This window comes from Amycolatopsis sp. H20-H5, assembly GCF_035828755.1.
GTDB lineage: Bacteria > Actinomycetota > Actinomycetes > Mycobacteriales > Pseudonocardiaceae > Amycolatopsis.
Genome location: NZ_JAYMZS010000042.1, coordinates 23,705 through 47,428, shown reverse-complemented (window position 1 = coordinate 47,428; position 23,724 = coordinate 23,705). Strand labels below are relative to the sequence as shown.

The following is a 23,724-nucleotide window of genomic DNA, read 5'->3' as shown; positions in this document are numbered from 1 at the left end:
TCCCAGCTCCGCCGACCGCAACAGCAGCCGCGAACACGGCAACCAGCCGCGATAGTTGCCGCCTTCGTCGCGAGTGAAGCACCGTCGCCTTTACAGCGGAAGATCCCACGTCCGACATATCGTTCTCCTTCGGTAGCCGCCTATTTATCCCAGATTGCATTATCCACGAATCACGAAGTGGGCCAACTCAAAAATTCGCAAGATGGCGACCCTTCTACTCTAGTACTGGCAGTAGTTCACACCGGGGACCCAGCTCGAATAGCCGGTAGACACGTAGTAGTCGGAAACGTATCCATATCCGTAAGGCGTACTGACATAGTCCCAGACAGGGTCGCCGGAGATGTCCTGGCCGTCGTGCTGACAAATTAGGGTCATGTTCAGACCGGCCGGTAAGGTGGCTTGAAAAGTACAGGTCTGCTTGGGATACGGCTGCTTCGCCGGGTGGTAACAGTCGCGCAGAGAGACACTTGTGCTGCCGACGTGTACCGGATACGAGCTAGCGTTAGCCCCAGTCGCGACGCCCATCATGAGCAGCATTGACGCCGCAACGATGCCGACGACACGTCCCCGCCATGGACGACGCCGTGCCTTGGCAACGTAGATCTCCGCTTCCTTCATCATTTTCTCCTTGCATCTCGCCGGACTAGCACACTTGACGGTACGGAGAGAAAGGATGAGGCTTGGTGATGCTTGCGGCCGAATAATAAAACGTAATAGGCCTTGACAACGAGGACCTGATCATTGCTTCACGCCAGCGACAGACACGTATGGCGGAAGCAGCGTAGGGCAACCGGAGGAAACGGTGAGTCCATCGGATGCAGTTCTGCAACGCTGCTCGCTCATGAGGGTTCCGCGGTGTATCCCTAAGTCCTAGGAGGAGCCAGTGATGCAGAGCGTGAGCGCTGGCCAACGGGTCGGTTGGCTGCTTCGGACAAATCGGATTCTTGGCCCAGAACCTCAGTACGGTCGGCTGGCCACGTTCGGCGCAGCCTTCGGCGCTGACGACGAGACTCCTTCGGTGTCCATCAGTACCCTGTCCCGTTGGGAGAACAACCTCACCGTCGTACCGAGCGCCGCGGTACACCGCTACGAACGGCTACTTGGTCTTGCGCCAGGCCTCCTGATGGCTGTCAACGATACCGTCGCTCGGTATCTCCTGCCGCCGACACAGACGGTCCCAAATTGGGCCAGGCGACGACGGCCGAGCCCCGGTTCCCCACTCGACGAGTTGGTCGAGCAGGCTTGTGGCGACGGCGTCGTCAGCAGCGACGAATGGGATCGGTTAACCGATCTTCTCGCTCGCCGTCCCAACATCGTGCTGAGCCCTGCTACGACCTGGCAACGACTCTCCGAGCGGCTTCTCACCGAGATGTGTATCGCGGATGGCGTTCATTGGATGCGCCGGGCCGAGGCATTCCATCGGCTCATTGTCCATCCGGTCGGCCAGCAAGCGGCCATCGCCACGGCCGCCGCCGCAGCCGCTGATCCCACAGTCCAGAGCTTGATCGGCACGCTTGGCGTATTCAGTGCCAGCGCGCACCCTGACGCAAGCTCTTCGGTCGCCAAGCATCTCACTGATCCGCTGACTGACCGAACGTTCTACGGCGCCCTGCTCACGAGCGTGAAGAAGCTCAGATTTGGTCACTTCACCCGGCCTCAGACGGACGCGTTGCTGCCGATCCTGTGCAGCCTTGTGGAGTCCGGCAGCTCAGAGAGGTCCCCTCTTGCAGCGCGTATGCTGCAGCTCCTACCTCAAGATGTGCGACGCAAGGTACCGCGCCGTTTGTGGGCCATGGCCATGGCAACGTTGCAGCCGCCAATGGTTCCGATCGCTGAACGACTCTGCGCTCGAACGCTCGAGGACGTCGACCCCCTGGGCGAAGCGCGACCCGACTTGTTGCTTCCCAAGTTCATCGACGAGATGCTGCATGATCCAGTGTTTGACGTACGGCTTTGCACGATGTTCCTGCTGTATGCGACGCCGTACCGCGCCCCCTTGGCTCGGGCACTCGCTCGTGAGCTCGTCGACACGATCCGGCGACGTGGCCGGCCTGAGGTGATGCAGACACTCCTTGAGGCCCTGCGCATAATTGGCGGATCCGAGGAACGGCGTCTGATCGAGCGGATGGTGTTGTCTGGCCAACTCGCCGACGATGTCCGCGACTCGGCCGCGTACGCTTTGGGGCACGTCGGCGGTGCTAGCAGCGACGAGTTCTATCGCTACGCCTTCTCAAGGTACGCCGAACACTCCCGTGACAACCACGACTTGCCGTCGATCTCGGTAATGGATCGCTTGGTGTACTGCATGGGAATCAACGGCAGGCGGAATCTGTTAGCTGAAATAATCGCCCAACCTGGGCTCCCGACACGCGTTCGCAGCGCAGCGACGTGGTGGGATGGCTTGCCTCGCAGCATACGGGACAGCGCAGGCCGCTAGCTGGTATCAGCTCGGACTGCTTGCCCGCGGCCTCGACTCCGCGGGCAAGCAGAACTAACGAGTTACGAGGCCAAGCTCGATTGCCAATAGCGGCTTGCCTGTGCCCCTGCGCGCGCTGAGGGTCACTCCTCCGTCTTCTTCTTACGCGGGGCACGCCTGCGGGCCGGTTTGGCGGGTGCTTCTTCCTCCGGCTCGGCGGCGGCAGGAGCTGCCATGGCAGCCTCATACGCAGCGGTGACCTCCATACCAATGCGGCCCCGGGACGAGATCTCGTATCCGTTGGCTGCTGCCCAGGCACGCACCTCCTGGTTGTGCGCGCGGTTGGCCGACGTCGGCGCACTGAACGAGCTGTGTTCACCCGTCGTCGACTGGCCAAGCGCAACCCGGATCTTGCGGCCGCCCGTTCGGCGACTCGCACCGATGTACTTGCTCAGCTCGCTACGTAGCCTGGACGCGTTGTCGTCGGACAGGTCGATCTCGTAGGAGACCCCATCCAGCATGAAGGGGACGGTCTGAGCCGCCTCACCGCCGTCGATGTCGTCGACCATCTCGACGTGTACTTGCTGAGCCATAGCGGGTCTACCTTTCAACGAACAGGACGGGCCGTATTCCCGGCCAGGACTTGAGCCAGACCCTAACCTGATCGGCGGAGCCTGGTTGAGCCCGACACCCCGCTGACCAGGCCAATTAGTCAAGACAAACCCCGGCGCACACGAGGGGGAGGTGGCGCGCCGGGGCAACGACAGTCTACGGCACGCCGATGCCAACGAGCTGCAGACAGATGGTGTCGGATTTCAAATCTTCAACCAACCCGGTGACATGAGGCGGGCAACTATGCGGGAGCGACGGCTCGGAGCCACCAGTGGGCAGCGAACAGATCCCCATCCCCGCAGAAGTAGATCCTCCCATGTCGGGCGCTGGAGCGTCACGAGGTGGCACGCCATGCCCGACTGTCAGCTTGCGATGGGCTCCGGCCCGGTTTCGGGCAGGTACCGCTTGAAGGGAGCCGCTCGCAGGAAGTGTCCGCTCTTGGTCCACTCAGGGCGCGTCTCATGGATACGGAGGAGCTCGGCGAACTCCGTGATGGTGACCGTGCCGGGCATCGGCGCACTGCTGGATCCAGTGGTCATGTACCCAGTCGAGCGGCAAGGCCTCCTCGGTCCGCCCAGCGAAGACGCCAGCAATGCATGGCAAGAACGAGGCTGTAGGCAGGTCAGACGTCTCGACATCGTCACCGAAGAACTGCTCCCGCAGGTAGCGGTTCTTGTTGTTGGCGTACGCGACGGGTCGGATTCCCACATCGGACAAGGTCCGTACGATCGCCGTCTTGCTCATCGAGTGCCAGCGCTCGGTGAACATCCCCCGGAGGGCCTGCCTGAGAGCGCCCGAGGGCAACTGGGTGACGCCGAGCGCGGTGAAGACGGCGCGGCAGTCGTCAAGGCGCGAGTCGGCACTCACCGGCATGGTCGGGGCAGCGCTCGCCAGGGACAACGCCGGCGCGGCCGGTGGTTCCACCTGGGCGAGGGCGGGGAACGATGTCTCGAGCTCGACGTTGTGGATGAGGTCCCTGACCTGCTCCAGGAGGCGTCCTGCCCTCATCAGATAATCAGACGACTCCGCCAACAGGACGTTGACCTGTGGCCGGTAGGTCCATTTCGGCGCTTCCTTGCCGTCGGCCGACGGTTGGTCGGGGCCCAGACAGCCGACCGTGAGCCCGAGGTACTGGCAGCTCTGCGCGAGCTGCATGAGCGACTCAATGTCAATCTGTCGACTCTTGTCGGGTAACGTGCCCCATAGGAAGTTGGTCATTTCTGTCAGGGCGTACGTCGCGAGGTTCGCATTAGCAGTCACTCTCGGACTAAACGTGCCCCAGTGCTTCCGAACGAGTTCGTACAGGTCAATTGGTCGCAGGTCTTCGGATGCCATAGGTGAGCAGTCGGCTGACATTAAGATCAACTAAAGAGGTAGCGGGCCTCAACGGCCGATCGAGTGATACCTGCGCCGCAGTGCGGCTCTGCAGCGAACCTCCGGCGCGCCAACTTTGGTACCCGAACTCCATATATAGAAGACCCCTGGACGTCCGAAGACGCCCAGGAGCTGGTTGAGGTGAGCGTGGCTCACTGGGTTGATCAGGTTCCGCCACCACCACCATTGCGCATACCTGTCACCTTCTTCCAGAGATGTTGAGTGAAGTGCGAATCTCGCATCCGTTTACGACAAGCGCAGCGCGCCAGCCAGTACCGACACAAGATGACGAGAGTAGAATTAATCAATCGCTACTATTCAGCGTAGCAAAATGGACAGAAATTACAAGCAATAGCGGAACTGTGACGTTCTTACTTCGTTGCCTTCAGCTCATCTTCGAGCACCCACACGAACGCCACTCCTGCCCGCGGGAAGACCTGGCCGTCAAAACTGATCGTTACCGTCTTCGTCGGAACATTTTTTGGACTACTGCTAACCCGAGCCTGAGAGGGGCTAGCGACGAAGTCGAGGTAGCTAATATTTCGTATTCCTGTCGCTGCGTAGTCGAAGCTAACCTCGACGCCCTTGGTTGGACGTGGAATATCCACATAGAGCAGATGGCCGCGCTGCTGGACGAGCGCACGGTAGGTGTACGCCACGACGACCTCTTCGGAAGCACTCACGGCCTTGTCGAACGCGACGGTATATGTCTGACTGCCGCGACGTTCCGTACGGCGGATAGTCTTCTCGGCACCGTCGACACTGAACTGGACGAGCTGGAAAGCGTCCTTGTCGCCGGCATCGACCTGCCCTTTGGGCTGGAAGTACCACTGCCCGGCCACGGTGCTGTCGCGGAGCAGGCTCCGATACTCGGCGGGGTCGCCAGTGCTGACGAACCGCAACGTGGTGGTCGTCGGTCGCACTCGATACTCGCGCCTGATCGTTGCGATGAACATGGGCACCGCAGGATCGGCTGGTTCAGTCTGAGGAGCAAGGCTGACCGAGATGCGTAGATCACGCCATCGTTCCGGTGAACGGATGACCTGCTCGCGCAGATCGGCGTAGGCCTCCGCAGCAAGAGCTTGGTCACCAAGCCGCAAGCCGATGGCGTTGGTAGCGATTCGATCGAGGGTCTCATCTGAGGCAATGTCCTTCAACGCGTCAGCGTTGAAGGCGAAGCTGTCAAGGACAGCGTCGCGGATGGCGGGGGCTTCGTGCCGGATCGCCTGGCGAAGATGTGCATCAGTCCGGGCGTCAGTTTCCTTGCGGGCGTAGTACTCGAAGATGACCGCGATGACCCCGGCACTGAGCAGCGCGGTGCCGAGCTCGTTGGTCGGCCAGCCGAGCAGCCAGCCCAGGGCTGGCGTACTGGCAACTGCATGGGAGAGGAAGAGGAAAGCTACTCCGATGACAGCAGTGACCAGCCCGGCAAGGCGGAGCTTGGTTTTGTAGAGCTGGTCGAGCAGGCGGTTCATCTACACTCTATTGTATCAAGTTTTGTTTTCGTGTTGAATAGCAAAACGAGAGCCCCTGGACGTGTACGGCGTCCAGGGGCTCTCGCTCACTGCCGATCTATCTCTCAGGTGTTGCCACCACCGTCGCGTCCGATACGCATGCCCCCACCTCCCCTGGAAATCGCTGGTCACGGGCGCATATCCGCGCCCGATCGCCACAATATCCTATTTTGGGATATTCGCAAGGGTTACTGTCCGCTTACGGGGTGGACAAATCCATTCACTCTGCGGAATACCGACGACTGTGCGCAATCCTGCGCGAGCTGCGGCTGGAAGCTGTCCTGACCCAGGTCCAGGTAGCGGAGCGGCTGGACGAACCACAGTCGTTCGTGAGCAAGTACGAGGCCGGCGAGCGGCGGCTGGACGTGGTCGAGCTGCGACAAGTCACAACAGCGCTCGGAACCACCCTCTGGGCGACACTCGAGCAGCTTTGGCCAACGAACGCGCCGACATAGCCAAAGGATCCAACGTCACCAGCTACCGACAGTCAGGTCGATCTCGTGCATGATGTCGCCCCAACTCGCGGAAGTCGTCCATCATCCTGAGGCGCACCCTAAGATGCGGGCCTCTCGGGCGCTCGGACCTGGCACGGCGAACGTCGCATCCATGCAGGCCACATCGCATCAAGTAGTCAGCGCAGGAGGATCGAAGAACTTAGCGTAGTCAATCACCGAGCCACAATCAGCCTCGCAACGAACTTCGGCCGACTATTTCGAACGCCGATTGTCGGCCTGGCGGCCCTTCCAGTGTCGCCACCAGAACTGGTCAGGAGCGACGTCGTAGTTCAAGTCGAAGTAGTTGTGACTTGCCAAATGCTTAAGGATACGACGCAGCTTGGGTTCTGCGTCCTGAAGCCGAGCATTAAGCTCATTCAAGTCAATCTTCATTAGGGCGTCATGAAGCTCTTGATTGGGCAGACCTAGCTCATCATTGTGCTCACTGAGAGAAAACATGCGGGCCTTTTCGAGAGCCCACGCGAAGCAGGTAAGCTCCTCAAATAGAGCAACTGGTTCATCGAAGACATCCTGCTCCAAAAATTGCCCATCATCAATTTCGAACCCTTCAGTTATACGAGCAGGCCAATCCTCGGGCGTATAGTGGTCGAGTGACTTCGCCAGCAAATTTGCCAAAGTTAGAATTTTCCGCTGAATTTGTCGATCAAGCTCGTGTACAAGAGCGGGAACTCGACTCGCCACTTCCAGAAAACCTCCTATTGCAGAAGCCTGATACTCACGATGGGCAGAAATAGTCGTTTGAAGACCACTCTCAATCCATCTATCACGCTCAGATTCTGGAATAGCAATCGGCAAATGTATCCAACCTTGGGTAAATAGCCGAGACTTGCCATAGAAAGCAAGACACTTGACAAGATCAGGTTTAGACAAGGAACCGTCCAGTAGCCAGTCCTCCACATCATGCGCCAGCAGCATTGCATCGTCCGCGAAAATCTCGGCCTGACGCCATCGTTCGACAGCATGCATCATTTGAGCATTAGGACTATTTTTGGCAACCCACTCATTGTATCCATTTGACATAGCTCCTCAATTCTATCACTTTGCGTGATCTAGTGTCCATTCTCGACGAAGCTTACACTCGACTTTATTAACCGAAATTCCATCATAAGAACTGATCAGCCTGAACTTGCTACTCAGGTCAACTCTTTCGAGTATCGATACCTCAAGACCATCATGATTACCCGTAAAAGTGATGCGCACTATACGTTCACGCTGCCAGTACTCGCGGATAAATCTGCTATCCGTGAGACTCGCGAACGTGGCTACGTTTACCAGGAGCTCCTGCACTCCCGCGCGCGAATCGACAAGAGAGCTAGGCGACTTAGGACCAATCATGCCATACGATTTCGCCACTGCGGGATCAGTTAAGGCATGGGGCGAGCTTTCCAGATGACGTTCCAGATGAACCTGCCGAGTCACGATCTGCCGACTACCGAAATTTTCCTTAACTGAGTACTGGTACGCTTCAAGTTCAACCACCACGTCGCGAGCACCTACGTGACGAAACGGCAGGCTATCGAATGACCCCTGAAGCTTATCTTTCTTAGATTTCTTACCGTCACTTTTTGGCAACTTCTTCTTCGAACTCTGCTGCGCAACATTTCCCGACGCGCAAGCGTCACATGTTTCCGGGGACACATACGAACCGACGTTTTTATGATGCGCTAGCTTGCGCCCTTTAGGCACTGGAAACGGGGATCGACAACTGGCGCAACGCACTCTTTCATCCGACTGAGCCTTCTTCCACTCGCGACAGTCCTTGCAGTTCTTCGGAGAAGAGATTCCCTTGCTTCGAAAGTACTCCTCGGGAGCATCCTGAAATGCTGAATTATATCCGTTAAGGCAGCCGCGGTTCTGGCAGTTGTATACCTGGCTAGGACGTTCGGGCACTTCGACCTCCGAATCCAGCAACAAGAATTTGGCACAGAAACTAGTGATCAGCCCGCTCCTAGTCGTCAAGCCACTCAGTCACCCGCCACCACCATTTTTTCTTTCCGGCTTCCTCCTTAACCTCCGCAGCCTTCTCAACCTCGATGGGTGGCGGCAAAGTAGCCAAGTGTGTAAGCCGCCAACTCTCGATCTCACCTTTTGCCTGCCGACCAGGGATGAGCCGGGCCAGGTACATGCCCCCTTGAAGGAGAATTGGAGTATCATCCTGCGCCAACGAACCGCTGCGCCCGTGCACACTGTCTTCCCACGTGAAATTCCCTCGATCATCTTTCTCAAGGACGACGACCGCTGCACCGATCAGACTGGAGAGTTGCCGACGAAGCTGCTCCTCTGGAAAATCTCGTAGCATAGCGCCCCACGGGAGCGTTTTCAGTGTCGGCATCGCTGCGCTGCCGAATAACTCGGCAAACCGTGGAGTTTTTCCATTGACCTTGGCGAATAACTTCAGCGTGTCCGCAACTGATACTGCAGCTTTGCGGAATTTTCTGCTGTCCATGCTGAGCAGACCGCACCAGCGTCGAAACTCCAGATCATCCCAATCGTCAAATACGACGTCGCCACCCCCGAAGAACGCCATTGGGATCGCTGCTGCTGCAGCGCATACCACCGAAAATACAGCGATATCCTCATGATCGAAACCACGCCAAAATTCCAGTTCATGTGCTATCGCCGCATGCTCGCCCGTGTAATCGACAAAGAAGTCGTGTGACGCGCGCAGCGCGCGAACCGATGTATTACTCAACGCGGTGCCGACTACCCAGAACATCACTTCAGTAAGACTGGCGTCTTCAAAGAACCGTTTTTGTAGCTGCACTGCATAGGCGAGGTCGGTTTGACCGATCCAGCGCTCCATATGAACACCGAAAGGCGTGATCCTGGCATCGGCCGCTATACCCAGACCTTCAAACATCTCGATCTGGTCCTGTAGGTACACTAGGCGATCTGCGTTCTCATGTAGTCGAGACGGTAGTCCTAGACCCGCAACCCATTGCCCGAGATCATCCCACTCATGTCTGCAAGCATAGTACGCCAAGTCAGTAAGTGGAGCCGCCGCAAGCGGGAAGCTAATAGCTTCGTACTGCAGGCCGTTGCGGTTGAGTTCGTCGTCGTCAAGATCAGCATAATCTGCGCCAACCTCACGACTGATGTAAGCGATCCCGGGACGACGGCGCCCAACTCGTCCGATTCGCTGTAGCAAGGAATTGACCCCAAGTGGCGCTACGACCGGAAAGGTTTGGTCACCAATGGTCTCTTGATCATAACCGCTGTCCATAGTCACCACAAAGTCCAACGTTGGGAAAGTAATGCCCATTTCGACAACGCTGGTTGCCAATATGATGTAATTCTTCTTCTCCTGCTCAATATGTCGAAGCTTGCGTTCGAACTCTGCGCTTCGTCGCTCGTCGCGTACTACTTCGCCCGCAAGCTGCAAAATCGGCAAGTCGGGGGCGACCTTCTGAATGATGCTTGCCAGGCGCTTGACGTCGCTGTTCTCACCAGCAAAGGAGTTCACGATAGCCAGCATTCCGTGTGACCGATCGGATTCACTCACAGCAGCTATTACATCATCAGTCTGCTGGTAGCCATTGCGTCTCGGAAAGTACGCCGACGAGGTGTCGGGCTTCAAAAGCGTTTCCATGATCAACTGAGGCAGGGCGTCACGAAGCGGTTGCAGCAGGTTATGCTTCCATACAACGTACCGCTGCTTATCCGCTCGGACGATATCGCGGACATACAGATCCTCAGAAATCGATGTTGTGTCTACGGTCGCGGACATGTAGTCCACAGGCACGCCGGCCTTTCGCGCTAACGCTATACCAAGCTCCACCCCGGCATTTTGTTCGACGGTGACATGAGCTTCGTCAATAATGACTCGATCACGGGCCGGAGTCAACTCCTCCCCCTTTGCCATCAGCTCAAAGATTCCCGTGGTAACAAACTTTATAGGAGCATCAGGATTACTCTTTCCGCGGGAGCTTATGGACCCGAACAGCGGTGGAAGAGCGCGCTCTTTTTTGACGGATAGATACTTCTTCCACAACGAGTTCATGAACTGAGCTTGGTCGACAGCGATTGGGATACGCGGTTCGACCACCCAGACACGCGGCTGGGGACCAGGATCAGCGCCGATCGATTCCATCAGACGGACCAGGACGTGTATGGGTACCGCAACCGTCTTGCCGAGCCCAGTCGCCGCCACGAGGAAGAACGGATCCCGACCCATATGCTGGAGATGCTCAACGATCGTCAGTTTATCTCGGTCGATGACATACCGTAGAAAATCGACAACCTTCAGCATATGGACTGTATGTGATCCCAACTGGAACCGTGGATGCGCTGGCACCTCGTAGCGCGGTATTGGCACAACACGCTCACTTTCGGTTGTTACCGTTAGCAGAATGATTGTGAAGCACTAACGATCTCACTTGATCGTATTCGGCACGTTTCGATGTGGGCCGAAGTAGCCGACGTACACCTTCGCCATCTCGCGTGACGGGTAGAAATAGATTCGCGGCGCCAACGGTCCGCCACCTTCGGCAATCTTTATGTGCGCCTGCATGTGCATACGTCCAGATTTATCCAGATCCGTGCCCACAGGGAATATCCTCTTCGGCCAAAGCTTAGTACTATTGATTACTGCGCTACTTTCACCCATAGCCAACTTCTTGCTAGTCGCACGCCAGGCGTACGGATGCTTGGAGTTGTTACACCATGACCAAAAGGAACCTGGATCAACCCCGCTTGCCAACGCTTCTCCATAGGCGTTGAGTGCGCGGAATGCCCACCACGCTGTTTCACCCCAGGACCTCGCCTCAACCGCGCTATCAATATCATCAATATCGACACATGCGTCGATTGGAAAGCTAAGATACCGTCGGAAATGCTCCTGCGCTAACAACGCAGCAACACTTGGTGAGTCAGCGCTATCCGGCAGGCGCTCGTGCTCAATTAACGCCATCGCCTCCGTTTGCTCGCTCCACAAACCGGGGCCAGCCAGGGCCAATTTCTTGCGCGCTTCGTCCAGATCGCCACGAAGTCTATTATTCTCCTCTTCTAGCTGCTGACTATCCTCGACCACACTAAGATACTTCTGGTCGAGTGCAGCAAGTCCAATGCGATGCTCCGCAGATTCTTCGTCGGCGATCTTTAGGAGCTCTTGGAGTTCGCCAGGTTCTCTCGATCGTGCCGACTCAAGCAAATTGACTGCTGCATTGTAGCTGTCCGGGGCACGCCTAGCTCCAGCTCGGAGCGAAATAGCACGGTTGATAGCTTTGCCGGCGGTGTCTCGGTAGCGAATAAAACGCGCGGGCACTGTATACCGATGTCTCCACGCTTCATCCACTGCTGGATCAACGTCCGGGAGGTATATCCGGAAAGCACCGTCGCGAACAGCATACGAATCACCCATGATTTTGCCAAATACCTGCGTAGCATCTTCGTCTAGTTGGCACACAGCAGCCATACCCGTCGCCATAGTGGCCGCGCGCCGCACTGCGTCATTAAACCTATCGAAGACAGACATCCCCTCCGGGAGATCGGTAAATTTGAAGAATGTTGGAAGGGGAGCAAAGACCACAATCGGGAGGTCTCGCTCAGCATCGGTGATCAGAGAAGCCAACTCTTCGGCGCCTGCTTCGCCACGGTAGAACAGCGGGCTATTCGAGACGGGGACATCAAGTCGGCGAGGACTGGATCCGTTCACCAGGAGTGCGCCCATAAACTTCGGAGCAGCAATAGTCACTTGCTCGAGGGAATCACGCGTTACCGCTTCGACGTCGACCCACACCCAAGTCCCATGACTCCCGGCGTCGGCCGCGTTCCCTGGACCATCCCAGCTTCGAACTGACGTAGTCCAGCGAGATCCATCGTCTCGCACCTCGACAAACCATGCTCTTAACGCCGCCCGAATTGGAGCTTTATCGTTGTCGTTACGTTCTGTCTCGACAGTGATGCTCATCGCTCCATCCGGAGTGATTGACTCAGATTCAGATGGCGAAAGTCGGCCCGCGCTTTTAGCTCCAACCCACTCGAAAAATTGGCGCCGGACCGTGTCGACTAGATTTGGAGCGCTGTCACTCCAGATCGCCCGGTACATGATGGCCATGAACAACCACTACCTTCCTATGAATTCGACCGACGAACACTAGATCAACATCGATCTACAAATATCTTCGCCTTGGAGGCACACGGAGAAGATTTCATGTGTATCTGGCGCTAGATATTCAACGCTCTTGCTGATCAATGTCTTGCGTCTTTGATCAGGAACGACGAAGAGTACGCGCGGGTAGAATTCGTGTGCCCAGCGCTGGTACGCAGACCAATACCGCTCGCATTTCTCTTCGATCGTGCTGGGGTGCTCGGTTCCCCTATCTACCTCAAGCCAGTAGGAAAATCTGGTTTGCTTTGGTCGCGCGCCGGTCTCAACGTAGGCGTCTGGCGTCAGCAGCAGGTTGCCGACCGATTGATGACTGTCAGGTTCGGTCACGAACTCGAGCACTTCTAATTCCCCTCGTCGTGCTCCGCGGTGGAGTTGGACGTAGCAGTCCGCTATTGCGAGCGTGTGCAGGTTGACAGCGTGCGGCGCCCAATATGTGCCAGCTCGGTCGGCCAGCCGCCATCCCTCCCGCCCCAGCTGATAGACATACTGCGCCGACCCTCCTTGGTCTCCCCCTACCAGTCGTCGTAAGCGGCTGAGGTGTTTCCGTTCCAGCAAACGTTTCAGCGTTCGGTCCAAAGGTGTAGCCGAAGCGTTACCCGAAAACAAGCTGTCGCCGATTTGCGCCCTGGTCATCTGCCGAAATTTGGCAACCAACTGTACGACCGCTTCGTCACGGTCCGAGAGGTCGCCCTGTTGCTCTAGCGCCGCCATGACGGCTCCATACTCAACGCTGCGTTCAATGCTCGACGCCAAGATTCGACGTACTGAGTCGCCAGTTCGACGTGTTCCTTCGCCCGCTCGGCCAGGCCCTCGTTGGCGTTGCTGACCGCGGCCTCCTGGATCGGCGTCAGCTCCTCGGTGCCCACGACCATCCCATCGATCGTTCGCAGCTGACCGAGCAGAATTTCGCACGAGCGCCGCAGGTAGGCGGCTTGGCCGAGAATGTCACCGGTCGTGTGATGCACGATCTACCTCCGGAGGATTCGAAGAGCGTGTGCGAACTCGACGAACGATTTCGCCGCACGATCGAGGTCGGTCGCGCAGATCGGGTAGTGATACGTGGCGTGGAGGCGAACATGCTCCGGCGTTCCCTTCACGGCTGCTCTCCCTGGCTGCTCCAGACGGTCAGTCGCTCGAACAAGGAGCTCGATGGCGTCGCCGATCCTGCGCGCCTCGTCCCGAAAGCCGTCGATCTGCCGACTGATCATCTCTATGGCCGACTGCAACGCCTGGTCGTCAGTCATCGGGCGTCCATTTCTGTGGCCCGACCTTCGGTTTCTTCCCTGCTCGACCGTCCACAATCCGCCGGCGCGCCCGGATTTCGTCTTCAACCTGCGCAATCGGGCGCCCGTACGTGGTGCGGCTGGCTGCACGTACGGCGTTGGCGACTCCGGTCACCTTCGAGGGCGGCTCGGCCACCAAGGTGATCGGCGCGCTCACGCCTTCGCTGGTGGCGACCCGTGCGATGGCTTCATAAGCGCCGAGATTGAGGAAGTCATCCTCGTCGACTAGCCGGCCGAACTCACGTTGCAAGGCTCTGGCGTCCCGCGCGCTCGTCTGGAACACCACCTTGCTCCTGGCGTTGGAGAGAACCGCCTGTTCGAGCCCCCGCACTTTGGACAGTTGATCAAGATCCTGGTGTGCGAGTACAAGGCCGAGCCCGAAACTCCTGGCCTTCGCGAGCATGTCAGCAGCGTTCACGGGCAAGTTGACGAAGTCCTGGAACTCGTCCAAGTAGAGGAAGGACGGCTTGGACTTCTTTACGCTGCGTACCGCGGAGTACAAAGCGTTCATGAGGAGCGTCCCCGTCAGCGACGCGGTCTGCTCCCCGACGCGGACGCCGTTGAGGTTGACCAGCAGGATCTTGCCGTCGCGGAGCACGTCCTCGAAGGTGAAACTGCTGGTGCTCTGGCCGATGATGTTCCGGATCTCCGGACGAACGGCCAGCTGCCAGATGCGGTTGTGCACCGGCATGGCCATGCGGTCTTGTTCGGCACGCTTGTCGGCGAGATACCGCTCCCAGAACTGGCGGACGTCCCGGTTCTGGACCGCGCGTACAACCTGGTCGCGCCAAGCCGACTCCTCAGGACCTTGTGGCGTCAACATGGCCGGAAGGTCGATGAACGTGCTGCCCGGCGTCCCAGCGAGGGCATGCAGGCCGTAGTACATGAGCATCGGCGCATAGACGCCACCATGGTCGCCGTAGATGCCGATGATGAGCGCGCTCAACTCGTCGACCGCGGAGCTGGAGGTGCCAGAGGTCAGGACGTTGAAGCCCACCGGGAAGTCGGACTCGTTGACGTCGAGCACGATGACGTCCTTGATCCGACGCCGCGGCACGCAGTCGAGCGCGGCCGTGAAGAGATCACCCTTGCTCTCCAGGACGATCACGCCGTAGCCCTGTTCCATGTCCTGCTTGACCATGTTCGCCAGCAACGTCGTCTTCCCAGTCCCGGTGGGGCCAACGACGTGTACGTGCTTGCACGAATCCAGCGCTGAGATCGCGACGGGACGTTCGCTACCTGGGAAGTTGCTGCGGCCGATCACCCTGCCGACGCGGGGAACGCTGGCTGAGGCGGGCAACTGGCGCGTACGGCCTTGCGGCAGGCCGGCCACATGCGGTGAGCCAAGCGGCCACCCAACGAGCGCGGCAAGTTCAGCCGTGGAAAACTGCGCCCCGTAGATGAGGCTGCCACTGCCTTGGTCGATCCGCCTCAGCAAGTTGGCCTTGAAGAACGTCAGCTTCCGGCGAAAACGGGTATCCGGGCTGCTCACGCTGGTAAGTGAGGATCGAACATGCTCAAGCAAGCGACCAGCGCGCTCCTGTCCGTCTGACTGGACTGCGATGCGCAGCACGCCCGTGAAGTTGGGCTCGCTGAGCTTAGTCCGGCGGTCTGCAGTCACCTCCTTGTCGACGCCACTGCCAGGCACACTGGCCAAACCCCACCTACCCTCGCGTCCGCGGACGGGCGTTGGAGCCGGAACCCGAACCGGTCGGGTTGGCGTCACCACGAACTGGACCAGGATCGTTTCCCCTCGAACCAGCCCTTGGACGCTGGCCAACAGGCTCGCCGACACCTGCTCCGCCGAAGTGATGCGTAGTGTTCGATCCGGCCTGGTCATGCCGAGTTCGACGGCAACCGTCCAACGGCGGCCGGTCACAACGTCGGATGGGACAACGCGGATACCCGGTACCTGCGTCCGTAACTGTGAGGTGAGGTAATCGGCGTGAACAGCCGGTACAGCGAGATGGTGCGTGATTCCACGCTCGGTCGCCGACAGCTCGAAGGCCAGTGCTGGCATCTGCCTGAGAGACGATCGCAGCGTCCCGCTTGCCGACCGTAGCCATGCCTGCACTTGATCGACTGACAAGTCAGTCGGCAGGGTCAAGCGATACGTTCGGCGTCGCGGGTGGTGTCGTTCAAGATCTCGATCACCGAAGGCTGCCACGCCTACCACCTGGTCTTGCGGTAGTAGACGAAGCCGAAGATGCTGACGAGCACCAGCCCGACGACGAGGTAGGGCACCAAGGGCTCAATGGTCCACCAAAGGATCTGAACGGTGACCGCCAGTAGGATCGCGGTCACCAGCCCAGCACGAAGCTTCCCGAGCATCACGAGTTATCCCAGTCTTCGGCGGCATCGTGCATCTCAGAACTCGCCCGCTCGAATGCCTCGTCGAGCTGCTGCTGAGCTCGCCGCTCCGCCTCAATCAGCGCGTGAATCTGGCGCCGTTGCCTGACGACGGGATGCCGCTCCACCCAGCATGTAACTGCATAAAGGCTAAGACCAACAACAACGACGAGTACAACGACGCCCGTCATCGCAGACCGTGCCGCTTCGTTTCCGGAGCGAATTTCTGTCCAACGTCAGCGACGTTCTGAAGGAACCCCTCTCCGATCCGTGCTAATGCCTCGTCACGGGTGGTGTCCCCACTCGCGTATCGACGAAGGGTTCCGTCAACGTCCCGCAGTGCCCTCGCAGCTTCTTGCTTCAGCTGCCTCGTGACCGCGCCATCATCGAGTCCCGGCACGACCAGGGCACAGTTCGAACAGACCGTGTAGACCGTCGGCTTGGGCGACCGGCGAACTCGCTGGACGAGCCGCATCAGCAGTTTCCTCATCGTCTCCTCCTCACAGCGCAAACGGATCGGTGAGCCGGCGCTGTACCTTGCCGACGCTGTTGCCGTACTGGAGCACGATCCTCAGTAGCTCCTGGAACTTGCCCTCGTTGCCGTTGGCGAGCGCCATCGCCCGGTCGATCAGATCGGACGTGTCCTGCATGCCCCGCTCGGCCACGCTCCGCGCGATCTCCAGCTCCATCGACGCGATCACGGCTTCGCTGTACTTCTCACGGACCTGCGTCATCAGGGCCTTACCCTCACGGGAGCGCACCAGACCACCGTGCGTCCTCATGGCGGGCGCCAAGTCGGCGTGCGCTGCGAAGCGTTCAAGGTCGCTGCCGCTCATATCCTGTTACCTCCATACAAAGTGAGACCACCCGGCGTGGGGGGGTGGTCTCAAGGTACGAAAGCTATGGCGGGGTTATGGCGAGTGCCGCTACGGTCGCCTGACGTTCCGCCTGAAGGCGGCGACAGCCTCGCCGTAGAAGACGAACGGGGCAACTGTCTGTAGTCGCTGACAGATAGTCTCAAGCTCGTCGGCGAACCCGTCGATCTCTTCGTCGCTCCGGCCTGTGTCGAACACTGCACCAGAGAAGAGGCGGATCGCTTCAGTGATTTCGCCGACTTGCATGTACTCGTGTATCAGGTCGAAGCAAGATGGATCGAGTCCACCGTTATCTTCGAAGCGAAGCATCCAGTCGACAAGCTGGCGCCAGTACGTTTCGTACGGCGTGCGCTCGACTGGTTCAGTCGGTTCACGTGATTCGGGTGGTTGATTTTCCAGAAAAAAGTCCTGCTTAGTGGTTAATTCTGTAGCGCATAGGCTGAGATGATCCCTTCGCCGAGCGGTTCGACGATGACGCGCAGCTTCACGCCGTCAAAATATCCATCGACTTTTAGGCGAGCTGGGATTTCCCATGGGATGTCTTCACGGTCATGCCAGGGGTTCACGAGAGTGCCAGGTACTCCGCCACCCTTACTCTTGTCCACCTCACGCGTCCATCGCGAATCAGGGTCGACAATAACCGCTTGCACCGCTTCAAATATTTTATCATCGGACCAAGATTTCGGGAATAGGCTTTTCCCAAGCTCTCGCCTTGATGCCCGATCTGAATGCAGCTCAGCGATGTGGTCCATGCGATACGGTGAGAGATAGCTGGCGCGCTGCATTATCTCAGGAGTCACGTCGAACGCCTCACCTTCAACAACCGATTCTTCACCCCACCCATACCGTCCGGGCATCGCGCCGCGACCGCTGGCTTCATGATCATAAACGTTTCTGCCATGATAAGGATCCGGTTCGTCTGCCATCGCCTGCCAGCCTTACACTCCGAGGAACGACCTAACCACCACATACTGCGGCCTCGTCTCAAGGCTACAGTTCAGGAGGGCTAGATGTCCGACAACGCATCCCCGGCCGGGCTGGCCGCAGCGTCCGAGCAGCTCCGCCGCCTGCTGGGATCTGACCTCGACTACCGCCGACGATGGCTCGTTCACGCCCAACGGATGCGAACAACGGAGATCAACTACGCGGCCGTCTCGCAGGTTGTCGCCCTCTACCTATGGGATCAGGGCCTGAAATCGGATACCGACACTGACCTGCCCCGAAAGTTACGGGACCGCATCCGCCAGGCTTTGCGGGGCGAGTTACTCACCTATGAGACCTTAACCTGGATTACCCAGGCATTCGGATTCGCGCGCGAAGACGCTTCTCAAGTCTGGGATGCATTCGCCGGAAAGAGCGCAACAGATTTGGATGGCGACGGCATCGCGTTTACACTTCGCACACCACCAATCCCACTCATTAAACCACAGCAGCTTCAGACAACCGCGCTCTTTGCGAGATACTACGTCAACAGGAATCGCGCCCTCGCAAAGATCGAAACGAGCCACATCGTCGTAGCGCTCGAGGACGGCGTTGATACCTACGCGTACAGCCCCAGAGCTACAGCCAGCGAAGTTGACGTCATCGCTGGTGGAAAATTCGTTCGATTTCACGACAGCGCTCCCGGTTTTACCGGGGTCGAGATTAAGTTAGATCGTCCACTGCGTAAGGGGCAGCAAACATCGCTTCAGTATTCTACCCTCCACAATGAGAGTAAAAAACCGTGCACTCATCTCCGACGGGCCACACGCAAGCGTATGGAAAACATCGACATGCGTGTCATTTTTGAAGATGTCTATCCAGTCAAAGCGTGGTGGTCCACATGGGATGCCTACGATGAAGGAAACATAGTCAGCGACGTACCGGCAAAATTAGAGAACGGGTCAGAGTTACATCAGTTTATTTCCTACGCAGAGCAGGCGGTTGCCGGTTTCAGGTGGGACTGGTAGGTGGAATTGATCAGATCACCCACATGCTTGATGGCACTGATTACCGAAACGGAGCTGGGCTTCGGCGGCACTACCTCAATAGCGCGAACGACCTGCACCCGCAGCCAGGACACCTAACGGACCGTGCGTGCCCGAAGAGAGATAGCAGGGTTCCCTTAGCACCGTAATGACCGTATCGTCCACGCCATGGCTACCTGGAATCGCTTCGCGACAACCGAACAGTCCACGATATCTGTCGGAGTCAGCTCCGGCCAGGTGCCAGCAGCAAACGCCCGTAGACTGATGCGTCTATATTACGTCGTCCTGCTGGCGACTTAACCTAGGTTTCCAAAAACGCCCCTTCATCTCTTTGGAGCAACCGACATGCACTTCCCAACTTTGCAAGCGTCAGCGGATCGGTACTTCCGTTCACTCGAGGTGTCCCAGCTTCTGATCGCTCTCCACCCGCGCAATGCCGGCGGCTCTGGCAATTACCGCTGCCCTGACGCCTGCCGTCACCCTCTCGGTGGTAGCCGCCTTCGAAGGATTCGTTGAAGAGTTTCTGGCCGCGGTCCTGCTCACTCAGGGACACGGCTTCGCACAGGTCGCCAGGAAGGTGGCGCTCAACAACCCGACGCCCCGGCTATTCGCCAGCAAAATGAGCGCCGAGGTCCCGGCCGTCAAGGCACAGCTTGGCGACGGGTTCACGCTCCAGGTATGGAACATCCCCCAGGTAAACGGCCACCCCGCGACCGAGACCATCGACTGGAGCTTGGCACTCGAGAGGGCTGATGGCCGGATGGAAGTACGCCACTGCTTGACTCACGGACTAGCGAGCGGCTGGCGTAGCGAGGTATGGCCTGCTCCGCTCAAGGGTGCTGGCGCAACGACGTCCAGCAGCGTGCTGCGCGCAAAGCCCGGCGGCAAGCATTCCATCGGACTCACCGGTGCGCTGTCGTGCGCTCGCCTGCACGTCTACACCGCGCGCCACATAGCCACGTTGCTTGCCGGAGAGCTTGGAGAACAGATCGACTGGCACGCCGCGCCCGAGTACCCGTTGAAGAAGATCGTCAGCTGACAGCGCGGGGCATACTCCTCTTGGATCTAGAGCTGCGAAGATCTGGACAATCTGCCACTCACATGCCCGGAGGCCGATTCATGGCTCTGACCACTAGCAAAACCACCTTCCGCGCCATCGACGGCCTCCGACTCTCGGGCACACTCGCCACCGCGGAGACTTCCGCTCAGCACGCCGTCGTCCTGGTTCACGGTGGCGGTGTCACCCGCGAGGAAGGTGGTTTCTTCACCCGTCTGGCAGAAGGTCTTGGCGAAGCCGAACTGCCTTCTCTCCGCTACGACCAGCGCGGCCACGGCTCAAGCGATGGTGAGCAGGAGACCCGGACGCTCGCCGAACACCTCAACGACATCACCTCAGCCATCGAGCACCTCCAGGCGGAGACTGGCGCAACCACCATCAGTCTCCTTGGCGCCAGCTTCGGCGGCGGCCTCGCCGCGTACTACGCCGCCAAGCGCCCTGACGAGCTGCATCGCCTGGTACTTCTGAACCCGCAGCTCAACTACAAGGACCGGTACATCAACCAGAAGCCGCACTGGGTGGACGGCCATCTGGACGAGCCCGCGGCCGAAACGCTCCGTGAGCAGGGCTATCTGGATCATTCGTCCACGGTGAAGCACAGCCGGGCGTTCCTGAACGAGGTCTTCTGGATCAGGCCGAACGAGGTCATGAGCGAGATCGCGCTGCCGACTCTCATCGTGCACGGCACGAAGGACACCTTCGTCCCGATCGAGTCGTCGCGAGCGGCGGCCGCTCAGCTACCCGGCGAACACCGGCTTGTCGAGATCGACGGCGCGCAGCACGGCTTCGCCGTCGACAAGGATCCCGAGTACCAGAACCCGCAGACCCAGGAGTGGCAGGCGTTCGTCATCCGCACCGTCACGGACTGGCTCACCGATTAGGCGCGGACTGCTTCCCGAAGCTGCTTCGGGCCTGGTCGGCTGCGCCACGGCTCCAACGTCTGGAGCGCCCGTCGCAGCTCACGTTTGGTACGGAGCGAACCGGTTTCAGTCGCAATCTGCGCCGCTTCCAGCCCCACCTGCGCCGCGTCGTCTGGTTCGCCGGCTAGTGCCAACGCGGATGTCCGGCGAGCAAGGAAGTACCCCTGGTCTCGGCGAGACAGTGTGTGTCCACCGAACGTCTCGTCGTACAGTTCTGCGGCTCGCCGCGGTTGGCCAGCCTCGATGTAGCAGCTGGCCGTCTGCAGCGTGAGGGAGACGGCGCTGTAGTGGCTGCTCAGCGGACTGTCGCTGGGCACGTCCGTCGCTTGCGTCAGCCACACCCGTGACTGCTCGAGCTTGCGCTCCACCTCCACGAGCGGTTCCCCGATCATGGCCAGCGCTCGGGCCTGCTGTTGTGTCACCTCGGCGCGCACCTTGGGCGGCAGCTGCCACGGTCCGGCTTCGGCAGCACCGATCAGGGTGTAGACACGCAGCGCATCCCGCTCGTCGTAGGCCATCTGGGACTTCTTGAGCAGGACGTATCCCTGCAGCGGCAGGTCACAGGCTTCTTGTGCCCACTCCATAGCCCGGTCGTACCAAAAAGCCGCCAAGACTGGATTGTTGGTGTCGCGGTAGAGCCAGCCCGCAAACTCAGCGCCACACGCTCCGAACGACAGCAGCTCGACGCGGACGGACGGCCGCACGTCTCGAGCCTGCTGTTCGATGGCGCGGAGCAGGCCGAGTACCGCGGGCAGCGTTTTGGTCGGCCCTTGCTGGCCGTCGTCGGCCATGCAGGCGGTGAGCTGCGAACGGAAATACTGGACAACTGAGCCATCGAAGTAGCGGTAGCCGTCGCGGACGGCCTTGGCGGCGCGCTCCGCGCCGTCGTCATCTGGCACGGTCACCTCGCTCGTCGTCGGCGTGGCGACCGGCGGCATCAGCAGTGCATCGAGCTTCTCACGGCTGATGCTAAGCAGCGCAGCAAGCTTGGGGCGCAAGTACGGGTACGGCGTCCTGGTGCCCGCCTCCCAGCGCTGAATCGAACTGGGGTCGACGTTCAGCTCGCGGGCCACGCTCTCCTGCGTGTGACCTGCTGACTTACGCGCTCTCGCCAACGCCTCGCGCTTGGCTACCATACGTGGCCCCTTTATCTACCGTCCGTCGCGCCGGTCACATTACCCCAGGTCAGGGACGGATTGGCAAGGGTTTGGCCGGGTAGTTGCGGGGTTCGTGGCCGTGGTCAGGGGCTAGAACCCCGACCAAGGTCATTCCTTGGCATCCGGCGCCGGGGAAACACCCCATGCCCCACGGGGTTCACCGGGCGGTCCTCCCAAGGAAACCCTCACCGCTCGGAACATGTGTCCTCGCCGCCGGATGCCGCTCCAGAAACCGACGACGAGCGACGGGACGGAGCGGTCACTGTGACCGTACGAACAATCGGCGTGCACCAAGCCCCGAAGGTGCCGTGCGCCTGGCAACGACGGATGAATCGTCTAGAAACGGTGGTCGAGCCGCGGGTGCCCGAGCCTGCGCAGCTCTACAGCCTCATCGCATTGACGCTCGTGCTGCACGAGCCGAATCCGGCCACAGGCAACTGCGAATGCTGCGCCGATACCTGGCCGTGCGAACCCGCCCGGTTGGCCTACCGGCTGCGCGAGGGGTTCTGATCGTGACGACCGAAGCTTTCCCGGAACTGCAGGCGCTAGCGACCAAGCTCATCGCCCTGCCGCCCGCCGACGTCCCGGCCAGCAAACTCCCAACGGTGTACGGCTACGTCAGTGCGGAGCAGGCGACCCCGGGCTATGCCGATGCCTGCGCCGACGTCCTGACCTGGTGGAGCGTCGCTCGTGGTTGGCGGCTCAGCCTGGTTTTCCGCGACATCGGCATCGAGTCAACTGCTCTCATCCGACCCGGGTTCACCGCGGCCACCGACGTGCTGCGGCTGCCGGAAGCTTCTGGCCTGCTGGTGATCAGCCACGGACATTTGTCGCCGACGCGCTCGGTGGCCGACCGGCTGGCGCTGGCGGTGCGCCGCACCGGCACCACCCTGCGAATCCTTGCCGACGAGCTGGTGGAGACGCCGACGTGAACCGGCAGACGACCGAATTGGTGAGTGCGCTGGGCACCGTGGCCAAGCACGTTCCGATCGTCATGAACGGCCTGCTTCTTCCGCCGGCGACCGCGGGACGGCACGCGCTGCGGCAGGAAGGCTCCACACCGCTGGGGCACGAGTCGGGCCACGTGGCGCATCCGAACACGTGAGTACGTGGGGCTGGTGGGCGATAGCGATCGTCGTGGTGCCGGTACTGCTGGCCGTTCGCTGGCTGCTCTCGGATTGGCGACGGGCTCGCAGACGAGCCCAGTTCCTTGTCCAGCAACAGGGGCGGTCGGTGGCAGCCATCGTGGCGCGAGTCGAGCAGGAGCGGGCCGACACTGCAGTGCCGTGGCCCACGGCAGATCCAGAGATCACCGACGTGCTGCCGGTGATCCGGACAGGGGACGCACCGACAGAAGTGTTGCCGCCTGCGCCGCTGCCGCGACGCGTTCGGCGCTACGTCCAGAACCCACCGACTCCCTATCCGCGCGCACCACAGAGCCGACCCGACAACGAACTGATGCAGCGCGTGCTGGAGGGGTTGCGGAACCTCTCCGACGAGCCGCCGGGCAAACACCGGTAGACGGGAGAGCTACTCGGCCACCTTTCCCACCCGGCAGAAAGCAGCCACTCACGTG

At 59.7% G+C, this 23,724-nt stretch carries 27 protein-coding genes; 9 read left to right on the top strand and 18 right to left on the bottom strand.

All coding sequences use genetic code 11. The annotated features are described in order from the left end of the window. Window positions 1-219: 219 nt before the first annotated feature. Complete coding sequence (locus QMK34_RS23175; protein ID WP_326416336.1) at window positions 220-618, bottom strand: hypothetical protein; 399 nt, start codon at window positions 616-618, stop codon at window positions 220-222. Window positions 619-1,228: 610 nt separating this feature from the next. On the opposite strand from QMK34_RS23175, the gene QMK34_RS23170 reads away from it, so the two are divergent. Further along, a complete protein-coding gene (locus QMK34_RS23170; RefSeq protein WP_326416335.1) occupies window positions 1,229-2,437 on the top strand; it encodes a hypothetical protein in 1,209 nt (402 codons plus the stop codon). Between the two features lie 122 nt (window positions 2,438-2,559). On the opposite strand, the gene QMK34_RS23165 is transcribed toward QMK34_RS23170, so the two are convergent. The 3 genes from QMK34_RS23165 to QMK34_RS23155 form a co-directional block, all read right to left on the bottom strand. After that, window positions 2,560-3,009: a histone-like nucleoid-structuring protein Lsr2 gene (locus QMK34_RS23165; protein ID WP_326416334.1), complete on the bottom strand. Its 450-nt coding sequence runs from the start codon at window positions 3,007-3,009 to the stop codon at window positions 2,560-2,562. 478 nt (window positions 3,010-3,487) lie between these two features. Then, window positions 3,488-4,246 carry a hypothetical protein gene (locus QMK34_RS23160; protein ID WP_326416333.1) on the bottom strand — a complete coding sequence of 253 codons (759 nt, stop codon included), beginning with the start codon at window positions 4,244-4,246 and terminating at the stop codon, window positions 3,488-3,490. Between the two features lie 527 nt (window positions 4,247-4,773). After that, complete coding sequence (locus QMK34_RS23155) at window positions 4,774-5,877, bottom strand: hypothetical protein (RefSeq protein ID WP_326416332.1); 1,104 nt, start codon at window positions 5,875-5,877, stop codon at window positions 4,774-4,776. 245 nt (window positions 5,878-6,122) lie between these two features. On the opposite strand from QMK34_RS23155, the gene QMK34_RS23150 reads away from it, so the two are divergent. Continuing rightward, complete coding sequence (locus QMK34_RS23150; RefSeq protein ID WP_326416331.1) at window positions 6,123-6,371, top strand: helix-turn-helix domain-containing protein; 249 nt, start codon at window positions 6,123-6,125, stop codon at window positions 6,369-6,371. A gap of 252 nt (window positions 6,372-6,623) precedes the next feature. Here the strand turns inward: QMK34_RS23150 and QMK34_RS23145 are convergent, their stop codons facing one another. The 13 genes from QMK34_RS23145 to QMK34_RS23085 form a co-directional block, all read right to left on the bottom strand. Next, window positions 6,624-7,451, bottom strand: a complete 828-nt coding sequence (locus QMK34_RS23145; RefSeq protein WP_326416330.1) for a hypothetical protein — start codon at window positions 7,449-7,451, stop codon at window positions 6,624-6,626. Window positions 7,452-7,466: 15 nt separating this feature from the next. Then, window positions 7,467-8,321, bottom strand: a complete 855-nt coding sequence (locus QMK34_RS23140) for a hypothetical protein (protein ID WP_326416329.1) — start codon at window positions 8,319-8,321, stop codon at window positions 7,467-7,469. Window positions 8,322-8,379: 58 nt separating this feature from the next. Beyond that, the gene (locus QMK34_RS23135) at window positions 8,380-10,680 is read right to left on the bottom strand and encodes a helicase-related protein (protein WP_326416328.1); all 2,301 of its coding nucleotides are present in this window, start codon (window positions 10,678-10,680) and stop codon (window positions 8,380-8,382) included. A gap of 123 nt (window positions 10,681-10,803) precedes the next feature. Next, entirely contained in the window at window positions 10,804-12,339 is a 1,536-nt protein-coding gene (locus tag QMK34_RS23130; RefSeq protein WP_326416327.1) for a hypothetical protein, read from the bottom strand. A 186-nt stretch (window positions 12,340-12,525) separates the two neighbouring features. Then, a complete protein-coding gene (locus tag QMK34_RS23125; RefSeq protein ID WP_326416326.1) occupies window positions 12,526-13,251 on the bottom strand; it encodes a replication-relaxation family protein in 726 nt (241 codons plus the stop codon). After that, window positions 13,239-13,505 (bottom strand): hypothetical protein, encoded by a 267-nt coding sequence (locus QMK34_RS23120; RefSeq protein WP_326416325.1) that lies wholly within the window; start codon window positions 13,503-13,505, stop codon window positions 13,239-13,241. The genes QMK34_RS23125 and QMK34_RS23120 overlap by 13 nt, the downstream gene beginning before the upstream one ends. A 3-nt stretch (window positions 13,506-13,508) precedes the next feature. Further along, complete coding sequence (locus tag QMK34_RS23115) at window positions 13,509-13,784, bottom strand: hypothetical protein (RefSeq protein ID WP_326416324.1); 276 nt, start codon at window positions 13,782-13,784, stop codon at window positions 13,509-13,511. Next, window positions 13,777-15,843: a type IV secretory system conjugative DNA transfer family protein gene (locus QMK34_RS23110; protein ID WP_326416323.1), complete on the bottom strand. Its 2,067-nt coding sequence runs from the start codon at window positions 15,841-15,843 to the stop codon at window positions 13,777-13,779. The genes QMK34_RS23115 and QMK34_RS23110 overlap by 8 nt, the downstream gene beginning before the upstream one ends. Before the next feature lie 149 nt (window positions 15,844-15,992). Further along, on the bottom strand, window positions 15,993-16,127 hold the full coding sequence (locus QMK34_RS23105) for a hypothetical protein (protein WP_326416322.1): 135 nt from the start codon (window positions 16,125-16,127) through the stop codon (window positions 15,993-15,995). A 26-nt stretch (window positions 16,128-16,153) separates the two neighbouring features. Continuing rightward, complete coding sequence (locus QMK34_RS23100) at window positions 16,154-16,363, bottom strand: hypothetical protein (protein WP_326416321.1); 210 nt, start codon at window positions 16,361-16,363, stop codon at window positions 16,154-16,156. A gap of 309 nt (window positions 16,364-16,672) precedes the next feature. Next, on the bottom strand, window positions 16,673-17,008 hold the full coding sequence (locus QMK34_RS23095) for a hypothetical protein (protein ID WP_326416320.1): 336 nt from the start codon (window positions 17,006-17,008) through the stop codon (window positions 16,673-16,675). A 90-nt stretch (window positions 17,009-17,098) separates the two neighbouring features. Further along, window positions 17,099-17,356 carry a hypothetical protein gene (locus tag QMK34_RS23090; RefSeq protein ID WP_326416319.1) on the bottom strand — a complete coding sequence of 86 codons (258 nt, stop codon included), beginning with the start codon at window positions 17,354-17,356 and terminating at the stop codon, window positions 17,099-17,101. A 110-nt stretch (window positions 17,357-17,466) separates the two neighbouring features. Then, window positions 17,467-17,973, bottom strand: coding sequence for an EndoU domain-containing protein (locus QMK34_RS23085; protein ID WP_326416318.1), 507 nt, complete (start codon window positions 17,971-17,973; stop codon window positions 17,467-17,469). An 84-nt stretch (window positions 17,974-18,057) separates the two neighbouring features. On the opposite strand from QMK34_RS23085, the gene QMK34_RS23080 reads away from it, so the two are divergent. From QMK34_RS23080 to QMK34_RS23070, 3 genes are all read left to right on the top strand, one after another. After that, a complete protein-coding gene (locus tag QMK34_RS23080) occupies window positions 18,058-18,996 on the top strand; it encodes a hypothetical protein (RefSeq protein ID WP_326416317.1) in 939 nt (312 codons plus the stop codon). Between the two features lie 451 nt (window positions 18,997-19,447). Beyond that, window positions 19,448-20,053: a hypothetical protein gene (locus tag QMK34_RS23075; protein WP_326416316.1), complete on the top strand. Its 606-nt coding sequence runs from the start codon at window positions 19,448-19,450 to the stop codon at window positions 20,051-20,053. Between the two features lie 80 nt (window positions 20,054-20,133). Then, window positions 20,134-20,952, top strand: a complete 819-nt coding sequence (locus QMK34_RS23070; RefSeq protein ID WP_326416315.1) for an alpha/beta hydrolase — start codon at window positions 20,134-20,136, stop codon at window positions 20,950-20,952. Here the strand turns inward: QMK34_RS23070 and QMK34_RS23065 are convergent. Continuing rightward, on the bottom strand, window positions 20,949-22,127 hold the full coding sequence (locus tag QMK34_RS23065; RefSeq protein WP_326416314.1) for a helix-turn-helix domain-containing protein: 1,179 nt from the start codon (window positions 22,125-22,127) through the stop codon (window positions 20,949-20,951). The two genes, QMK34_RS23070 and QMK34_RS23065, sit on opposite strands and share 4 nt — an antisense overlap. A gap of 285 nt (window positions 22,128-22,412) precedes the next feature. Between QMK34_RS23065 and QMK34_RS23060 the strand changes: the two genes are divergently transcribed. The 4 genes from QMK34_RS23060 to QMK34_RS23045 all read left to right on the top strand — a co-directional run bounded on the left by QMK34_RS23060 (window position 22,413) and on the right by QMK34_RS23045 (window position 23,669). Continuing rightward, window positions 22,413-22,658 carry a hypothetical protein gene (locus QMK34_RS23060; protein WP_326416313.1) on the top strand — a complete coding sequence of 82 codons (246 nt, stop codon included), beginning with the start codon at window positions 22,413-22,415 and terminating at the stop codon, window positions 22,656-22,658. A 2-nt stretch (window positions 22,659-22,660) separates the two neighbouring features. After that, window positions 22,661-23,080, top strand: coding sequence for a recombinase family protein (locus tag QMK34_RS23055; RefSeq protein ID WP_326416312.1), 420 nt, complete (start codon window positions 22,661-22,663; stop codon window positions 23,078-23,080). After that, a complete protein-coding gene (locus QMK34_RS23050; protein WP_326416311.1) occupies window positions 23,077-23,253 on the top strand; it encodes a hypothetical protein in 177 nt (58 codons plus the stop codon). Before QMK34_RS23055 ends, QMK34_RS23050 begins: the two co-directional genes overlap by 4 nt. Window positions 23,254-23,381: 128 nt before the next feature. Next, the gene (locus QMK34_RS23045; protein WP_326416310.1) at window positions 23,382-23,669 is read left to right on the top strand and encodes a hypothetical protein; all 288 of its coding nucleotides are present in this window, start codon (window positions 23,382-23,384) and stop codon (window positions 23,667-23,669) included. Window positions 23,670-23,724 lie beyond the last annotated feature (55 nt).

What these genes read in the sequence shown, in the direction of transcription:
- QMK34_RS23175 (WP_326416336.1), bottom strand. Translation starts at nt 618, where the DNA reads ATGAAGGAAGCGGAGATCTACGTTGCCAAGGCACGGCGTCGTCCATGG.
- QMK34_RS23165 (WP_326416334.1), bottom strand. Translation starts at nt 3,009, where the DNA reads ATGGCTCAGCAAGTACACGTCGAGATGGTCGACGACATCGACGGCGGT.
- QMK34_RS23160 (WP_326416333.1), bottom strand. Translation starts at nt 4,246, where the DNA reads ATGACCAACTTCCTATGGGGCACGTTACCCGACAAGAGTCGACAGATT.
- QMK34_RS23155 (WP_326416332.1), bottom strand. Translation starts at nt 5,877, where the DNA reads ATGAACCGCCTGCTCGACCAGCTCTACAAAACCAAGCTCCGCCTTGCC.
- QMK34_RS23145 (WP_326416330.1), bottom strand. Translation starts at nt 7,451, where the DNA reads ATGTCAAATGGATACAATGAGTGGGTTGCCAAAAATAGTCCTAATGCT.
- QMK34_RS23135 (WP_326416328.1), bottom strand. Translation starts at nt 10,680, where the DNA reads ATGCTGAAGGTTGTCGATTTTCTACGGTATGTCATCGACCGAGATAAA.
- QMK34_RS23130 (WP_326416327.1), bottom strand. Translation starts at nt 12,339, where the DNA reads ATGAGCATCACTGTCGAGACAGAACGTAACGACAACGATAAAGCTCCA.
- QMK34_RS23125 (WP_326416326.1), bottom strand. Translation starts at nt 13,251, where the DNA reads ATGGCGGCGCTAGAGCAACAGGGCGACCTCTCGGACCGTGACGAAGCG.
- QMK34_RS23115 (WP_326416324.1), bottom strand. Translation starts at nt 13,784, where the DNA reads ATGACTGACGACCAGGCGTTGCAGTCGGCCATAGAGATGATCAGTCGG.
- QMK34_RS23110 (WP_326416323.1), bottom strand. Translation starts at nt 15,843, where the DNA reads ATGCCAGCACTGGCCTTCGAGCTGTCGGCGACCGAGCGTGGAATCACG.
- QMK34_RS23100 (WP_326416321.1), bottom strand. Translation starts at nt 16,363, where the DNA reads ATGACGGGCGTCGTTGTACTCGTCGTTGTTGTTGGTCTTAGCCTTTAT.
- QMK34_RS23095 (WP_326416320.1), bottom strand. Translation starts at nt 17,008, where the DNA reads ATGAGCGGCAGCGACCTTGAACGCTTCGCAGCGCACGCCGACTTGGCG.
- QMK34_RS23090 (WP_326416319.1), bottom strand. Translation starts at nt 17,356, where the DNA reads ATGCTTCGCTTCGAAGATAACGGTGGACTCGATCCATCTTGCTTCGAC.
- QMK34_RS23085 (WP_326416318.1), bottom strand. Translation starts at nt 17,973, where the DNA reads ATGGCAGACGAACCGGATCCTTATCATGGCAGAAACGTTTATGATCAT.
- QMK34_RS23080 (WP_326416317.1), top strand. Translation starts at nt 18,058, where the DNA reads ATGTCCGACAACGCATCCCCGGCCGGGCTGGCCGCAGCGTCCGAGCAG.
- QMK34_RS23075 (WP_326416316.1), top strand. Translation starts at nt 19,448, where the DNA reads ATGCCGGCGGCTCTGGCAATTACCGCTGCCCTGACGCCTGCCGTCACC.
- QMK34_RS23070 (WP_326416315.1), top strand. Translation starts at nt 20,134, where the DNA reads ATGGCTCTGACCACTAGCAAAACCACCTTCCGCGCCATCGACGGCCTC.
- QMK34_RS23065 (WP_326416314.1), bottom strand. Translation starts at nt 22,127, where the DNA reads ATGGTAGCCAAGCGCGAGGCGTTGGCGAGAGCGCGTAAGTCAGCAGGT.